Source organism: Streptococcus sanguinis, assembly GCF_900635155.1.
GTDB lineage: Bacteria > Bacillota > Bacilli > Lactobacillales > Streptococcaceae > Streptococcus > Streptococcus sanguinis_G.
The window spans coordinates 1,434,317-1,451,740 of sequence record NZ_LR134002.1; the positions used below are offsets into that span (position 1 = coordinate 1,434,317).

At 45.1% G+C, this 17,424-nt stretch carries 3 protein-coding genes; 1 reads left to right on the forward strand and 2 read right to left on the reverse strand.

The genetic code is table 11. The features are described from left to right. Positions 1 to 252: 252 nt before the first annotated feature. Positions 253 to 6,150 carry a CshA/CshB family fibrillar adhesin-related protein gene (locus ELZ47_RS07245; protein ID WP_125332095.1) on the reverse strand — a complete coding sequence of 1,966 codons (5,898 nt, stop codon included), beginning with the start codon at positions 6,148 to 6,150 and terminating at the stop codon, positions 253 to 255. Positions 6,151 to 6,380: 230 nt separating this feature from the next. On the opposite strand from ELZ47_RS07245, the gene ELZ47_RS07250 reads away from it, so the two are divergent. Next, entirely contained in the window at positions 6,381 to 7,313 is a 933-nt protein-coding gene (locus ELZ47_RS07250) for an IS30 family transposase (RefSeq protein WP_126434931.1), read from the forward strand. 106 nt (positions 7,314 to 7,419) lie between these two features. On the opposite strand, the gene ELZ47_RS07255 is transcribed toward ELZ47_RS07250, so the two are convergent. After that, the gene (locus ELZ47_RS07255) at positions 7,420 to 17,283 is read right to left on the reverse strand and encodes a CshA/CshB family fibrillar adhesin-related protein (protein ID WP_126435693.1); all 9,864 of its coding nucleotides are present in this window, start codon (positions 17,281 to 17,283) and stop codon (positions 7,420 to 7,422) included. Between the last annotated feature and the right edge of the window lie 141 nt (positions 17,284 to 17,424).

Here is a 17,424-nt window from a genome sequence, read left to right on the forward strand (position 1 = left end):
ATATAAATTTTTTTGAAAAATGGACATAAAGTACTTTACAGTCTATTTTTTAAAACAAAAGAAAAAATAAACCATAGAAAAATCCTTATAAATTAAATAAATCTAAGGATATTTCAGATTCTATTTTAATATTTTAGAAATGCTATTATTATGAAGTTTTTAAGAGTTTTTCTCTTTGGATATAAAGAAAAAAGATTCACTAACGAATCTTTCCTCTTTTGATTTAGCGGTTAGAACCTAAGTTCTTACCTCCTAGTCTTCAGACTTTTTCTTTCTCTTGTCTAAGCCAATCAGTCCTAAACCTGACACTCCTGCAAGTAAGCTTGCTGCTAGGTAGGAGGTTTCTTCTGTACCGGTCTTAGGAAGAGCTTTTGCACTCTCGCTCTTGGAAAGAGACGGCGGTGCAGGTGTAATCGTCCGCTCTGGCTGAACAGGAGCTTCTGTCACAGTCGGAATATAGACTGCTGAAATCGTTTGACCATTGCGATCCTTTCGAATCACTGTCACGCCGTCAGCTTGGCCGACAAAGCCCGTTTCCGGTACAAAGGTCACAGTGCCATCTGGCGCAATGGTATATGTACCTTGACCTGGAACAAGCTTTTCGGTGCTGCCATCCTCGAAAGTTGGTGGAACAGTTGGATCCACGTCTCCTTCAAAGATTGGTTTACCAGTCTGAGGCTGGCCTTTAAGACCTGTGCTGCTGGTATCTTCTGTATCAGTGCTTCCCAAAACAGTTGGGGTATAAGTAGCCGTCACGGCATTGCCATAAATATCTGAACGTTTCACGACAACTCCGCGAGCAGTTCCGACAAAGTCAGCTTCCGGTACGAAGGTCACTGCTCCCAGCATATTGAACCGATAAGTTCCTTCTCCTGGGACAACCATTTCGGTGCTGCCGTCCACAAAGGTCGGAGCTACTGCCTGGTCAATCGCCCCTTCAAAGGTTGGCGTGCCCGTTTGAGCTTGCCCCTTGCGGCCGCTAGATACACTGTCCTGACTGGTTGATGGTGCAACCACGGTCGGAACATAGCGAGCCGTTACTGAAGTACCATTCTTATCAAGACGGACAAGGGTCACACCGCTTCCCTGACCAAGGAAATCAGTTTCTGGAGTGAAGGTGACTGTACCGTCTGGTGCGATAGTATAAGTTCCCTGACCTGGGATGGTCTTTTCCTTGCTTCCATCTTCGAAGCTTGGTGCAATCGTCTCATCAATTGGCACCAATGGATTACCAGCTTCGAAGAGAGGTTTGCCGGTTTGAACATGACCCTTGATATTCGTAGAGGTCGCATCTTTACCAGTTGGAGTTACCTTAGTATACTCTGGACTGTATGTCGCTATCACTGGTGTACCGTTCTTATCTACTCGCTTCACAGTGATTGGATCTGGTTTACCCACAAATTGCTTGTCTGGAGTGAAGGTCACTGCCCCATCTGGAGAGATAATGTAAGTTCCTTGGCCTGGAATGTTCTTCTCTTTACTTCCATCTGCGAAAGTTGGCTCAACAGTCTCATCAATCGGAACTAGTGGGTCACCACCCGCAAAAATTGGAGTGCCTGTTTGAGGGACACCTTGAGGTCCTGTGCTGGTTGCACCAGTTCCTGTAGGAGTTACCTTGGTGAACTCTGGACTATAGGTCGCTGTCACTGGTGTACCATTCTTATCTACTCGTTTCACAGTCACTAAATCTGGCTTGCCTACAAACTGCTTGTCTGGCGTGAAGGTCACTGCCCCATCTGGATCAATCGTGTAAGTTCCTTGGCCTGGAATCACTTTTTCCTTATTACCATCTGCGAAGATAGGCTCTACTGTTTCATCGATTGGAACCAGTGGATCACCACCTTGGAAGCTTGGGCTACCGGTTTGCGGAACACCCTGAGGACCGGTGCTTGTCGCATTAGAACCTACCGGTGTCACCTTGGTAACGGTCGGTGTATAAGTAGCTGTCACTTCCGTACCGTTCTTATCAACACGTTTCACAGTGATTGGATCGGGTTTTCCTACAAACTGCTTGTCTGGAGTGAAAGTCACTGCTCCATCTGGAGCAATGGTGTATGTTCCTTGACCTGGAATTACTTTTTCCTTGGTACCATCTTCGAATCTTGGCTCGACTGTGTCATCGATTTGAACCAGTGGATCACCACCTTGGAAGCTTGGAGTGCCAGTTTGTGGAACACCCTGAGGACCTGTGCTGGTTGCATTGGTACCGGTTGGAATCACTTTAGTGAACTCTGGACTGTAGGTCGCTTTCACTGGAGTGCCGTTCTTATCAACACGTTTCACAGTGATTGGATCTGGCTTACCTACGAATTGCTTCTCTGGCGTGAAAGTCACCGCTCCATCTGGTGCAATCGTGTATGTTCCTTGACCTGGGATGGTCTTCTTACTGCCATCTGCGAAGCTTGGCTCAACCGTTTCATCAATTGGAACCAGTGGATCACCACCTTGGAAGCTTGGGGTACCGGTTTGAGGAACGCCCTGAGGACCGGTGCTCGTCGCATTGGTACCTGTCGGAGTTACCTTGGTGAACTCTGGACTGTAGGTCGCAGTCACTGGTGTGCCGTTCTTGTCCACTCGCCTAACTGTGATTGGGTCCGGTTTACCTACAAATTGCTTGTCTGGTGTGAAGGTCACTACGCCATCTGGAGTGATGGTGTAAGTTCCCTGATCTGGAATGTTCTTTTCTTTACTTCCATCTGCGAAGGTAGGCTCTACTGTCTCATCGATTGGAACCAGTGGATCACCACCTTGGAAAGTTGGTGTGCCAGTTTGTGGAAGACCTTGAGGGCCTGTGCTGGTTGCGTTGATGCTAGTTGGGATTACTTGAGTCACTGTAGGTTGGTAAACTGCTTCTGCTGTAGATCCGTTCTTATCCCTTACACGAAGACGCGCAGGAGTTGGCGTTCCATGGAAATCAGGCGCAGGTTGGAAGCTAATATCTCCATTAGCTTGAACAGTGTAAGTTCCTTGTAGCTTGCCACTTGCATCATGCACAGGCAGACTATTAGCTTGTTGAATTTGCCCATTAACCACAAATTGAGGTCCCTCTGGCGCTAAAGGCACCGTCGCAGTCTGTCCATTAATACTTGCTTGACCTGGAGTAAAGTTTAGGTGGCTCGTTTGAAGTTTCCCTTGTAAACCAGTAGACTGTGTATCTTGACCTGTTGGGGTTGCTGCCTTAACTTCAGCTTGATAAGTAGCGGTTACTTCAGTCCCGTTCACATCAACACGTTTAACAGATTCAGCACTTGGACGGCCAATATAGCTAGGAACTGGTTGGAAGGTTACACGACCTGCGTTATCAATCATATAAGTTCCAACATTCGGAACAACCTTAGTTGTTTGACCATTATCAAAAGTTGGAGCAACTGCCTCATTAATTGGCACACGATTATCACCTGGCGTAAAGATCAAATTACCAGATTGTTCAGCACCTTGAATACCTTCAGAGTTTGCTCCTTGTGCTGTTGGAACAAGACGCGTTACTGTTGGTTGATAGGTTGCACGGTGCTCTGTTCCATCGGTATCATGCAATTGTAGGTTAACAGGGTCAACCGTTCCCACAAATGACTTATTTGGAGTGAAAGTCACACGCCCAGTAGCTGGATCTAATTCAAAGATTCCCACTTCTTGGCCTTGCGATGTTGCCTTCGCGCTTGTTCCAACAATACGATTGCCATCAGCATCCAAGAAAAAGACAGGATTCGTTACAGATGGTTGAGCAGGTGTCTTAGCAGGATCGCCATCATTAAAGACAATATCTTGCACTTGAGGTAAACCTTGTGCGTCCGTCGAACGATGTTCCGTGAAGTTCAAAACAGTCGGAATATAGCGGGCATCCATATTATTCAACTTATCGTTGATAAGAGGTTCTCCATTATTCTTCGCAATCCAATCTGTACTTGCACCATTAGTATCAACACGGCGGATATTAATTCCTTGAGTAGTACCGATAAAGCCAGTGCTAGGTTCAAATATCACATCCACATTTGCACCCTTGGCTGTTACTTTATATCGTCCCTCAGGAGTACTGTACCAACCGTCGCCATCTGCTGTTAATGTATTGCCAGCATTATCCAAAACAAGAGGTGCTACAGTTGTATCAATAGCTGCTTTCTTGCTTTCATCTTTTTGATCAATACCTTGAGGTGTAAACTGAAGAGCAGCTTTCTGACGCTGGCCGATTATTCCCGTACTTTCCTTCTTTTCTCCCTTTGGTGGATAGGTCAAGATGACTTCTAAGTCTTCAACTTCCCCACTAAAGGCTGTTCCCGTAGGTTTTTCAATATCTCCCTTATTCAGGGCAATACGGACCCGCATTCCCAGCTTGCTAACTGCAGGATTGGTCATCGCTAGATTATTCTTAAAATTAACGGTATAGTCACCAGCCGTTGTTACTTCAGTAAATTCGCTGGCCTCATTTTCATCAAAAAGGCCATTTTGATTGAAATCAATCCAAGCACGGACATAGGCCTTGCTATTGCCATTGGCAGAGGCTTGGAGACGAACTGAGTAGTCACCATTTTGAAGACGATTAACTCGAAAGAGGTTATTTGTCTTACCGGTCAAATCTGAAGGCAAGAGCTGATCAATCCCTTCGTCTGCGTGATCAGTATCGTCATCATGCCTCCAGTCATTACCAGAGGTAGTATCAATATCAGCTTCAACTCGTCCCAAGAATGGCTGAGGAGTTCTTGCACCTGTATTGGCATCATAACCAGAAATAGCATGAATAGCATTTCCATAAGAAGCCGGTGCATCTCCCTCATCAACTACCATAAAACCAATCATAGCAGCTTGCTGACCAGAAGAAGCAATATAAATCCCAACTTCTGAAGCGCCACGTGTCATCACAATCGGAACTGTGTGATCTTTAGAAGTATTAGGACCAAAGACCTGAGAACCCAAGCCTCCTGTTTTTTGATCTGGATTAGTAAAAGCAGTCCAGTCAATGACAGGTACAGTCGCATCATCCCCTATGTATTGACCATATCTATTAGGATTCATTGGAGAGTAGGTATCCGTAATTACAGCACCATCTGGCCGAACGCGTTTCCATTCTGCCAAGTGTTCCCAACCTTGGCCATTGGTCGTGAAGATAGCATACTCCCCTGGGTTGGCTTCTTCTCCATCTGCCATGATAACTGTTGCTTTTACAGGTTTTCCAAGGTAAGTCGCTTCTACCTTGAATTTTATTCCGTAGCTAGCACCATTTTTAGGGACTTGTAATTGAGTCTTTCGACCATTGGTGTTAATCCCTTGGTCTCGGACGGCTGTCCATTGATTCTGTTCCGAACCTATAATTTTTGGTCTAGCCGAATCTCCTTCGGCTTCTTGCTTTTTATAGTCTTCGTTTACATATCTGAACCAAGTGTTTTTCGCATTCGGATCATAGCTGTTTTCATACGCAGTACCCTTGACGCGGTCACGATAAATCTCTGTTGAGTGGAAGGGTTTTAATTCCGTCACTGTCAGTTTGATACGATAACCTGGAGAAATTTCTTTCTCATAGACAGTACCAACTTTAAAAGAATCATCTGTATCTAAGTTACTGATGGCGCTTCTATCACCAAGATCCAGCCAGTTGATCTGCTTCATCAACTCCGTTGGGTTCTTTTTTTCAGAGTCAGCCAAAGTAGGCTTCTCAATTGTGTTGTTAGGATCACCATCTCGCAGACCAGTAGGTGCAGCATCCCGTCTTACCCGACGAGAGCGACTAGGCTGAGCTGTCTCTGCGACTGCTGCTGGTTGAGCAGGAGCTGGTTGGCTGTTCTCCTCAGACTTAACTTCTGTGGGAACACCTGCTTGTGAAGAGGCAGTTTCTGCAGCCGGCTGCTCACTTGTTGACTTGCCATCTGAATCAGGCCTTGTAGTCGTTACAGCAGATGTATCTTCTGCCTGAGCTGAAATAGCGGCAGGATTACTTTCCTCAGCTGGTGAATTTAGCGGCTCTGCAGTATTTACTGAGGAAGCAGCCATACCTATTTCAGAAACCTCGTTTTGAGTCCCAGAAGAAACAGTCTCATCAGCGCTAACCTGCGCAGCGGCTCCCAAAAGAAGCAAGGTCGATAAGAGCACAGAACAAACACCGACGTTTAGTTTTCGAATTGAAAACTTACGCAGGTGTGGATTAAACAAATCTTTTACCATAATAATCTCCTAAATAATCATTTAATTACAACTGCTTTATTATACACTATTCTATTTTAGTTATCCATATATATAACTATAATTGTAAGAAACTAATATTATAATTAGACACTACATCGAAAACAGTCTATTTTTAAGATAAATTGTAAAATATAGTGCAACAAAAAACCCATAGGTTCTCAAATCGTGTAAACTGTAAGTAACCACACAAACAGACACGAGGAAATCCTATGGGCTACTTACATATTACCATAATTGATCGTCTAAAGATAGAAGCATATCTTGAAGCAGGTTTTAATCTGTCCTATATTGCAACTAAGTTAGGTTTCCACCGTTCATCAATTAGCCGAGAAATCAAACGGTGTCCAAATAAATATTCTGCCGAAGAAGCACAAAGGCAATATGAGGAATTATCTAGACTTAAGGGAAGGAAAACTGCATGTACTTCACAGATGAAGAAAGATATAGAACGTCATTTAAAAGCATCTTGGTCACCCGAGCAGATTCATGGGCGTTATCAGTACGAAAATAAGCCAATCATATCGTTTAAAACGATTTATAATTGGATATATAATGGGCAACTCGAAGTTAGTTTAGAGACGTTAAGACGAAAAGGTAAAACACGTGAACCTCGTGAGACTAGAGGGAAATTCATTATTGGTAAACCTATTTCCAAGCGACCTAAAGAAGTGAAGAACAGGCAAAATTTCGGTCATTGGGAATTAGATACCATGGTTTCTTCCAGAGGGAAAAGCAAAGGATGCTTGGCTACATTTGTAGAGCGCAAAACACGTTTTTATCTGGCATTTAAAATACCTGACCGATCAGCTAGATCAATGTTTTCAGCCATAGAAACACTTCAGAAGATTTTTCCTAAGAACTTTTTAAAAACATTTACATCAGACAGAGGAAAAGAATTTGCTTGTTATCCTCAAGTGGAAGCTTTAGGAATAGACTTTTACTTTGCGGACGCTTATTCATCTTGGCAAAGAGGAAGTAATGAAAATTCAAATGGTTTGCTTAGAGAATATTTTCCTAAGAGAACTAATCTAACCGACATTACTGATGAATCGTTAGTAAATGCTTTACTTGCTATAAATCACCGTCCAAGAAAATGCTTAGGTTACAAAACAGCATTTGAGGCACTTATGGATGAATTTTAGATTTGTTGCACTTTTTATTGCAATTTATCTTAATAAAAAAGAAAAAAGATTCACTAACGAATCTTTCCTCTTTTAATTTGGTATCTGAAACCTAAGTTCTTAATTTTTAGTCTTCAGACTTTTTCTTTCTCTTGTCTAAGCCAATCAGTCCTAAACCTGATACTCCCGCAAGTAAGCTTGCAGCCAAGTATGAGGTTTCTTCTGTACCAGTCTTAGGAAGAGATTTTGCACTCTCGCTCTTAGAAAGAGACGGTGGTGCAGGCGTAATGGTCCGTTCTGGTACAACAGGCACTTCTGTCACAGTCGGAACGTAAACCGCTGAAATCGTCTGACCATTGCGATCCTTTCGAATCACTGTCACGCCATCAGCTTGACCGACAAAGCCCGTTTCCGGTACAAAGGTCACGGTTCCATCTGGGGTGATGGTATATGTACCTTGACCTGGAACAACCTTTTCTGTGCTACCGTCTTCGAATGTTGGTGGAACGGTTGGATCCACATCTCCTTCAAAGAGAGGCTTGCCTGTCTGCGGCTGACCTTTGAGACCCGTACTTCCACTATCTGTAGTATCAGTGCTTCCCAAGACAGTTGGCGTATAAGTAGCCGTCACAGCATTGCCATAAATATCGAGACGTTTCACGACGACTCCGCTAGCAGTTCCGACAAAGTCGGCTTCCGGTACAAAGGTTACTGCTCCTAGCATATTGAACCTATATGTTCCCTCACCTGGAACAACCTTTTCTGTACTGCCGTCCACAAAGGTCGGAGCTACTGCCTGGTCAATCGCCCCTTCAAAGGTAGGCGTGCCTGTTTGAGCTTGACCCTTGCGACCGCTAGATACACTGTCCTTGCTAGTTGATGGTGCAACCACAGTCGGAACATAGCGAGCTGTCACTGAGGTACCATTCTTATCATGACGGACAAGGGTCACTCCGCTTCCCTGACCAAGGAAATCAGCTTCTGGAGTGAAAGTGACTGTGCCATCTGGTGCGATAGTATAAGTTCCCTGACCTAGGATGGTCTTTTCCTTACTTCCATCTTCGAAGCTTGGTGCAATCGTCTCATCAATTGGAACCAGTGGATTACCTGCCTCAAATACAGGTTTGCCGGTTTGAACATGACCTTTGATATTCGTAGAGGAAGCATCTTTACCAGTTGGGACTACTGCTTTCACTATTGCTTGATATTTGACAATAACAGGAGTTCCGTTAGCGTCTAAACGAATTAATCCCAGTTCTGATGTTTCACCCTTGAATTGTTTTATTGGGGTGAAGGTCACCTTGTTGTCCGCATCCACTTCGAATTTACCAACATTTGGCACTTCTTTAATATTCTTTCCGTTACCAAAGAGTGGAGTCGAACCGGCTGGGAATGGAACTAATTTATGTCCTGGCGTGAAAGTCACTTGACCTTTTTGAACCTGACCTTGCAGACCTTCTGTCTTAGTGCCAGTACCTGTCGGAGTTACCTTGGTGAACTCTGGACTATAGGTCGCTGTCACTGGTGTACCGTTCTTATCTACTCGTTTCACAGAGATTGGATCTGGCTTGCCTACGAATTGCTTCTCTGGCGTGAAGGTCACAATGCCATTCGGAGTGATAGTATAAGTTCCTTGACCTGGAATGGTCTTCTGCTTGCTTCCATCTGCAAAGGTTGGCTCAACAGTCTCATCAATCGGAACTAGTGGGTCCGCACCTTTGAAAGTTGGAGTCCCTGTTTGCGGAAGGCCTTGTGGGCCAGTGCTCGTCACGGTGGTACCTGTTGGAGTTACCTCTTTCACTACTGCTTGGTACTTAACTGTAACAGGGGTACCATTGGCATCGGTGCGAGTTAATTCGAGTTCTGGTGTTTCTCCCTTGAATTGCTTGTCTGGAGTGAAAGTAACCTTGCCGTCCGCATCCACTTCGAACTTACCAACATTTGGAACCTCCTTAACAGCTGCACCATTGTCAAACAGTGGAGTTGAACCTGCTGGGAATGGAACAGAGTCATGTCCTGGGATGAAGCTTGCTTTCCCTTCTTGGACTTGGCCTTGCAGACCTTCTGTCTTGGCTCCAGTACCAGTTGGAGTTACCTTGGTAAACTCTGGACTGTAGGTTGCCGTTACTGGCGTACCATTCTTATCTACTCGCTTAACAACAACTGGATCTGGTGTGCCTACAAACTGCTTCACTGGCGTGAAGGTCACTGCGCCATCTGGAGTGATGGTGTACGTTCCTTGACCTGGAATGGTTTTTTTCTTGCTGCCATCGTCGAAGCTTGGCTCGACTGAGTCATCAATTGGAACCAGTGGATCACCACCTGTGAAGATTGGAGTACCCGTTTGAGACAGACCTTGAGGACCGGTGCTGGTTGCAATAGTGCCTGTTGGAGTCACTTTCTCAACAGTAGGCGTGTACTTAGCAATCACCGGAGTACCATTCTTATCTACACGCTTAACAACAACTGGGTCTGGTGTACCTACAAATTGCTTGTCAGGTGTGAAAGTGACAGATCCATCTGGTGCCACTTCAAAAGTACCGACATTTGGAACTTCCTTGCGTTTGCTTCCATCTTCGAAAGTCGCTGGAGTATCATCATCCAGTGGTACATTCGGGTCGCCACCGACAAAGTTTGGTTTACCAGTTTGTGGTTGGCCTTGTGGGCCAGTGCTGGTTGAGGTGGTGCCTGTTGGAGTTACCTCTTTCACTACCGCTTGGTACTTGACGGTTACTGGAGTGCCATTGGCATCCACACGAGTCAATTCAAGTTCTGGCGTTTCACCCTTGAATTGTTTGTCTGGTGTGAAGGTTACCTTACCGTCTGCGTCCACTTCGAACTTACCAACATTCGGCACTTCTTTAACTGTTGAATTGTTATCGAACAGCGGAGTTGAACCGGCTGGGAATGGAACTGAATCATGACCAGGCGTAAAGGTCACTTTACCTTCTTGTACTTGACCTTGTAGACCTTCTGTCTTGGTGCCAGTACCAGTCGGAGTAACAGCAGTCACAGTCGCTTGGTAGTTAGCCTTAGCTACTGTACCATTTACATCTGTGCGGCTGAGTTCGATTTCCGGTGTCTTACCAACAAACGTTTTAACTGGAGTAAAGGTGACGTTACCCTCTCCATCTACTTCGAACTTACCGACTTTGGCAATTTCTTTCAGATTAGTACCGGTATCAAAGACTGGCGTGCTATTCTCAGGGAAACCTACTTGTGGACTTCCTGCTTCAAAATTAATCTTACCTTTTTGAACTTGGCCTTGAAGCCCCTCTGTCTGAGCACCTTTCGCCGTCGGAGTGACTTTTTCAACAGTAGGCGTATACTTGGCTGTCACTGGAGTGCCATTCTTGTCCACTCGCTTAACAACAACTGGATCTGGTGTACCAACATATTGCTTGTCTGGTGTGAAAGTGACAGAACCATCTGGTGCCACTTCAAAGGTACCGACATTTGGAACTTCCTTACGTTTGCTTCCATCTTCGAAAGTCGCTGGAGTGTCATTATCCAGTGGCACATTCGGGTCGCCACCGACAAAGTTTGGTTTACCCGTTTGTGGTTGGCCTTGTAGACCAGTGCTGGTTGAGGTAGTAGCTGATGGAATGACTTCTTTCACTACCGCTTGGTACTTGACGGTTACTGATGTTCCATTGACATCAGTGCGAGTTAATTCAAGTTCTGGCGTTTCACCCTTGAATTGTTTGTCTGGAGTGAAAGTAACATTACCGTCTCCATCCACTTCGAACTTACCGACATTCGGCACTTCTTTTACTGCAGAACCATTATCGAACAGCGGAATTGAACCAGTCGGGAATGGAATTGAATCATGACCAGGCGTGAAGGTCACTTGGCCTTCTTGGACCTGGCCTTGCAGACCTTCTGTCTTGACTCCAGTACCAGTCGGAGTTACTTTTGTGAACTCTGGACTGTAAGTGGCAGTCACAGGAGTGCCGTTCTTATCAACACGTTTAACTGTGATTGGGTCCGGTTTACCTACAAATTGCTTGTCTGGCGTGAAGGTCACTGCGCCATCTGGAGTAATGGTGTACGTTCCTTGACCTGGAATAACCTTCTTCTTACTGCCATCGTCGAAAGTTGGCTCGACTGAGTCATCAATTGGAACTAGTGGATCCGCAGCTTTGAAGGTTGGGGTTCCTGTTTGCGGGATACCCTGCGGACCGGTGCTCGTAACGGTGGTACCTGTCGGAGTTACTTCTTTCACTACCGCTTGGTACTTAACTGTAACAGGGGTGCCGTTGGCATCCACACGAATAATTCCTAGTTCTGGTGTTTCACCCTTGAACTGTCTGTCTGGAGTAAAGGTTATAATGCCATCTACATCCACTTCGAATTTACCGATATTTGGTACTTCTTTAATATTTTTTCCGTTACCAAATAGCGGAGTCGAACCTGCTGGGAATGGAACTAATTCATGGCCTGGCGTGAATGTGACATGACCTTTTTGAACCTGACCTTGAAGACCTTCTGTCTTATCACCAGTACCTGTTGGAGTAACAGCAATCACAGTCGCTTGGTAATTGGCTTTTGCTGCTGTACCGTTGACATCTGTACGGCTAAGTTCAACTTCTGGTGTCTTACCGACAAACGTTTTGACTGGGGTGAAGGTAACATTCCCCTCCTCATCAACCTCGAACTTACCAACTTTGGCAATTTCTTTGATATTCGTGCCGGTATCAAAGACCGGTGTGCTGTCGGTTGGGAAGCCGACTTGCGGACTTCCGGCTTCAAAAGTAACCTTGCCTTTTTGAACTTGGCCTTGAAGCCCCTCTGTCTGAGCATCTGTCGCTCTTGGAGTCACTTTCTCAACAGTAGGCGTATACTTGGCTGTCACAGGAGTGCCATTTTTGTCCACTCGCTTAACAACAACTGGATCTGGCGTGCCAACATATTGCTTATCTGGGGTAAAGGTAACAGAACCGTCTGGTGCCACTTCAAAGATACCGACATTTGGAACAACCTTACGCTTGCTTCCGTCGTCGAAAGTAGCTGGAGTGTCATTGTCCAGTGGTACTCCCGGAGTGCCGCTTACGAAGTTTGGCTTACCTGTTTGTGGACGGCCTTGCTCACCAGTGCTGGTAATATTTGTTCCCGTTGGAACCACTTCTTTCACCACTGCTTGGTATTTGACGGTAACGGGAGTGCCATTCACATCTGCTCGAATCAATGTCAGCCCAGGAGTGGTTCCCTTAAACTGCTTGTCTGGCGTGAAAGTAACCTTACCATTAGCATCCACTTCAAATTTACCAACGGTTGGAATCTCTTTAACAGTCAAACCATTGTCAAAGAGTGGAGTTGTTTCAGCTGGGAACGGCACAGAATCATGACCTGGTGTGAAAGTAACATGGCCTTCTTGAACCTGACCTTGGAATCCTTCAGTCTTATCACCAGTTCCTGTCGGAGTTACTTTCGTAAACTCTGGACTGTAAGTCGCAGTCACTGGCGTCCCGTTCTTATCTACTCGTTTCACTGTCACTGGCTCTGGCTTGCCTACGAATTGCTTCTCAGGAGTGAAGGTCACTGCACCATCTGGAGAGATAGTGTAAGTTCCTTGACTTGGAATAGTCTTTTCCTTGCTGCCATCTGTGAAAGTTGGCTCGACTGCTTCATCAATCGGAACCAGTAGATCACCACCTTGGAAAGTTGGCGTTCCTGTTTGCGGGATACCCTGAGGACCGGTGCTAGTCACATTAGTTCCTGTTGGGGTTACTGAAGTAACCGTCGCAATATAAGTGACTTTTGCTGCAATACCATTTGCATCTTTGCGAGAAATGCTAATTTCTGGCGTTTCACCTACAAAGCGCTTGTCTGGCGTGAAGGTGACATTGCCCTCCGCATCTACTTCAAACTTACCGACTTTGGCAATTTCTTTTACATTCGTACCCGTGTCAAAGACTGGAATGCTGTTGGCAGGGAATCCTACTTTTGGATCGCCAGCTTTAAAAGTTACACGGCCTTTTTGAACTTGGCCTTGCGGACCTTCTGTCTGATCTCCAGTTCCTGTCGGAGTCACAGCGGTCACAGTCGCCCGATATTTAGCCTTGGCTACTGTACCGTTGACATCTGCACGGCTGAGTTCAACTTCTGGAGTTTTGCCTACAAAGGTTTTGACTGGAGTAAAGGTGACATTACCCTCTCCATCCACTTCGAACTTACCGATTTTGGCAATGTCTTTCACATTCGTGCCGGTATCAAAGACTGGGGTGCTGTTTTCTGGGAAACCAACTTGAGGACTTCCTGGTTCAAAAGTAACCTTGCCTTTTTGAACTTGACCTTGAGGGCCTTTTGTCTGAGCGCCAGTTGCTCTTGGGGTCACTTTCTCAACAGTAGGCGTATACTTGGCTGTCACAGGAGTGCCATTCTTATCGACACGCTTAACAACAACTGGGTCTGGTGTTCCAACATATTGCTTGTCCGGTGTGAAAGTGACAGATCCATCTGGTGCCACCTCAAAGATACCAACATTTGGAACCACCTTGCGCTTGCTTCCATCATCGAAAGTCGCTGGAGTATCATCATCCAGTGGTACATCTGGGTTGCCACTGACAAAGTTTGGCTTACCTGTCTGTGGACGGCCTTGTTTACCAGTACTGGTGATGTTTGTCCCTGTTGGAGTTACAGCAGTGACTGTCGCCTTGTAGATAGCTGTAGCTGTGCTGCCATTCGTATCTGTACGAGTAATCCTGATGTCTGGCGTAAGGCCTTTAAATTGTTTCTCTGGAGTAAAGGTTACATTTCCATCCTCATCCACTTCAAACTTACCAACAGTAGGCACTTCTTTAACAGTCGAACCATTGTCGAAGAGCGGAGTTGAGCCAGCTGGAAAGGCCACCGTTTGTGTTTGACCGTTGACTTGCGCAGAACCTTCTGTGAAGCTGACTTTGCCTCGCTGAACTTGGCCTTGTATGCCACTGGTTTCAGCATTCGTCGCACTTGGTGCTGCTGCTTTTACATCAGCCTGATAGGTAGCTGTTACTTCTGTTCCATTGACATCTACTCGCTTGACAGTCTCTGCCGCTGGACGTCCAGTATAAGTCGGTAGTGGAGTAAAGGTAACTAGACCTTGATTATCCACCTGATAGGTACCAACACCAGCAACTGTTTTAGTCTGGCTGCCATTATCAAAGGTTGGCAACTTCTTGCTATCAATAGGCACACGATTATTGCCTGGATTGAAGGTCAATTGCCCTGTCTGAACTGCACCTTGAATGCCCTCGCTGCTGGCATCTTGAGCAGATGGTCTAACAGGAGTCACCTTTGGCTGATAAACAGCTTGATGCGGAATACCTTTGCCATCAATCATTTGAACAGACACAGGGTCAACAGTACCAACAAAGTTTTTGTTTGGTTTGAAAGTAATCTTACCTGTTGCAGGCTCCACTTCAAAACGGCCAACTTCCTGACCATTTGATAAAGCTGGAACTCTAGTATCATCTGTAGTCGTTCCATCTGCTTTCACAAATTTCACAGGATTTGCTGTACTTGGACTTGCAGGAATTTTGCCAGCATCACCATCATTAAAGATAGGCGTCTTTTCTTGCGTTAGTCCTTGAGCATCCGTTGTTTCATACTTAGGAACATTCAGCACGGTTGGTACATAGCGTCCATCCATGGTGTGGAGCTGGTCATTGATGGCTGGTTCAGCCTGATTTTTGGCAATCCAATCCGTACTTGCACCGTTAGTATCAAAACGACGGATGTTAATTCCCTGAGCTGTGCCGATAAAGCCAGCCTTAGGCTCATATACCACATCTACATCAGCACCGTTTGCTGTTACTTTATAACGGCCTTCAGCAGTGTTATACCAGCCTGCTGCATCAGCAGTCAGGGCATTTCCTCTCGCATCCAATACAATCGGAGCTTTAGTAGTATCAATCGCTACTCTCTTATTCTCAGTATTTTGAGCAATACCCTGCGGAGTGAAATGAAGAGTGACTGTCTGTCTCTGGTCACGGATTCCAGTACTTTCCTTCTTCTCACCTTTTGGTGGATAAGTCAGTTCAACTTCTAGGTCTTCCACCTCACCACTAAATGCAGTTCCAGTTGGCTTTTCAATATCTCCCTTGTTCAAGGCGATACGAACCCGCATTCCCAGCTTGCTAAGTTCAGGATTTGTCATGGCTGGATTCTTCTTAAAGTTGACAGTATAATCTCCCGCAGTTGTTACTTCGGTAAATTCACTGGCTTCGTCTTCGTCAAAGACACCATTGTTATTGAAGTCAATCCAGGCACGAACATAGGCTTTTTCGTATCCGTTAGCTGAAGCATGGATGCGGAGAGAATAATCTCCGTCGTGCAGACGGTTTACTGGAAAAAGACCATTGGTTTTCCCGACTAAATCATCAGACAAGAGCTGATTAATACCTTCATCGGCCAAGTCTGTCTCATCATCATGTTTCCAGTTATTTCCAGATGTGGTATCAATATCAGCCTCCACTCGGCCCAAGAATGGCTGTGGATTTTGGCCGCCAGTTTCTGCATTGTATCTTGAAATAGCATGGATAGCTTTTCCATAAGAATCCGGTGCATCGCCTTCATCAATTGCCATAAAACCAATCATCGCAGCCTGCTGACCAGAAGAAGCTATGTAAATACCAACCTCTGATGCACCACGTGTCATTACAAGTGGAATTGTATTATTTCTAGAAATGTTAGGTCCAAATACTTGGCTTCCCAGTCCGCCAGTCTTTTGATCAGGACTGACATAGGCCTGCCAATGAACACCAGTACCGTCATCTCCAATAAATTGGCCTTCTGTGGTAGGCTTCATTGGCTTATAGGTTTCTGTAATCTCAGTAGTCACACCATTTGCGTCTGTAACTGTGCGCTTCCACTCGGCCAAATGTTCCCAACCCTTACCATTGGTTGTAAAGATAGCGTACTCACCAGGGTTTGCCTCTTCTCCATCAGCCATGACAACTGTTGCCTTAACTGGCTTCCCACGATATCTAGCTTCAACTTTGAATTTCACGCCATAGTTGGCTTCATCCTTAGGAACCTGCAGTTGAGTCTTACGCCCCTTGGTATCAATTCCTTCTGACTTAATAGCTGAATATTGATTCTGAGCAGCACCAGTAATTTTAGGACGGTAATCATCACCATACCAATACTGATAAGCATAATTGTTACTATTGTTATATTGAAGCCAAGTATTTTTTGCATTGGGATCATAACTGCTTTCGTACTCAGTTCCCTTTACTCGATCACGATAGATCTCTGTCGCATAGAAAGGTTTCAATTCCGTTACGGTCAGTTTGACCACATAGCCTGGCGAAATTTCCTTTTCATATACTGTTCCAACTTTAAAGGAGCCATCTCTATCTAGATTTCTCAGTGATTTAGTATCACCAAAATCTAGCCAGTTTACCTGCTTCATCAACTCATCAGAGCGTTTTCTTACAGATTCTTCCAGTGTTGGTTTAGAAACTGTAGGATTAGCTGTTGCATCTTGTATGGCAGAGCTAGCTTGACCAGCAGGACTGGTAGTACGGAATAATGTCCCAGTCTCCATTGGCTGACCGTTACGATCAGACCTCGGCATAGCTGCAGAACTTGGTTTTGGCGTATATTGTACTGAATAAGAGCGCGTCCGACCAGCTTCAGCAGGTTTTGCTTCATTGGAAGTTGTAGCCGTTTGATTAGTCTCTTGTGGCTTTTCAGGTGTCACTTGCCCTGGAGCTGCAGCTGGCCTTACCAGCTGATTTTGATCAGCACTTGCTTCTGAGTTAGCTGTTTCAGAAACAGTAGATGTTGCTGTATTCTCAAGAGCAGGCTGACTGACAGCTGACTCCGCCGATTTTTCTGGCAGTGAGATATTATCATCTACAGATCCGCTGGCAGTTTCATCAGCATTTACTGTAGCCGCAGTACCTAAAAGGAAAACGGTAGATAATAATACCGAGCAAACTCCAACATTTAATTTTCGAATCGAAAATTTGTTTAAATGGGGGTTAAATAATTCTTTTCCCATAGAATCTCCTATATTAATATTTAATAGCAATAGGTATTATACATCATTTAATTTTAGTTAGCCATGGATATGACTGTAGTTGAGGGGCATAGTGTCCAAAAATAGACACCTGAAAAAAAGACTCCATTTTTAGAGCAAGTC

Coding starts and splice junctions, on each gene's coding strand:
- ELZ47_RS07245 (WP_125332095.1), bottom strand. CDS start 6,150: ATGGTAAAAGATTTGTTTAATCCACACCTGCGTAAGTTTTCAATTCGA.
- ELZ47_RS07250 (WP_126434931.1), top strand. CDS start 6,381: ATGGGCTACTTACATATTACCATAATTGATCGTCTAAAGATAGAAGCA.
- ELZ47_RS07255 (WP_126435693.1), bottom strand. CDS start 17,283: ATGGGAAAAGAATTATTTAACCCCCATTTAAACAAATTTTCGATTCGA.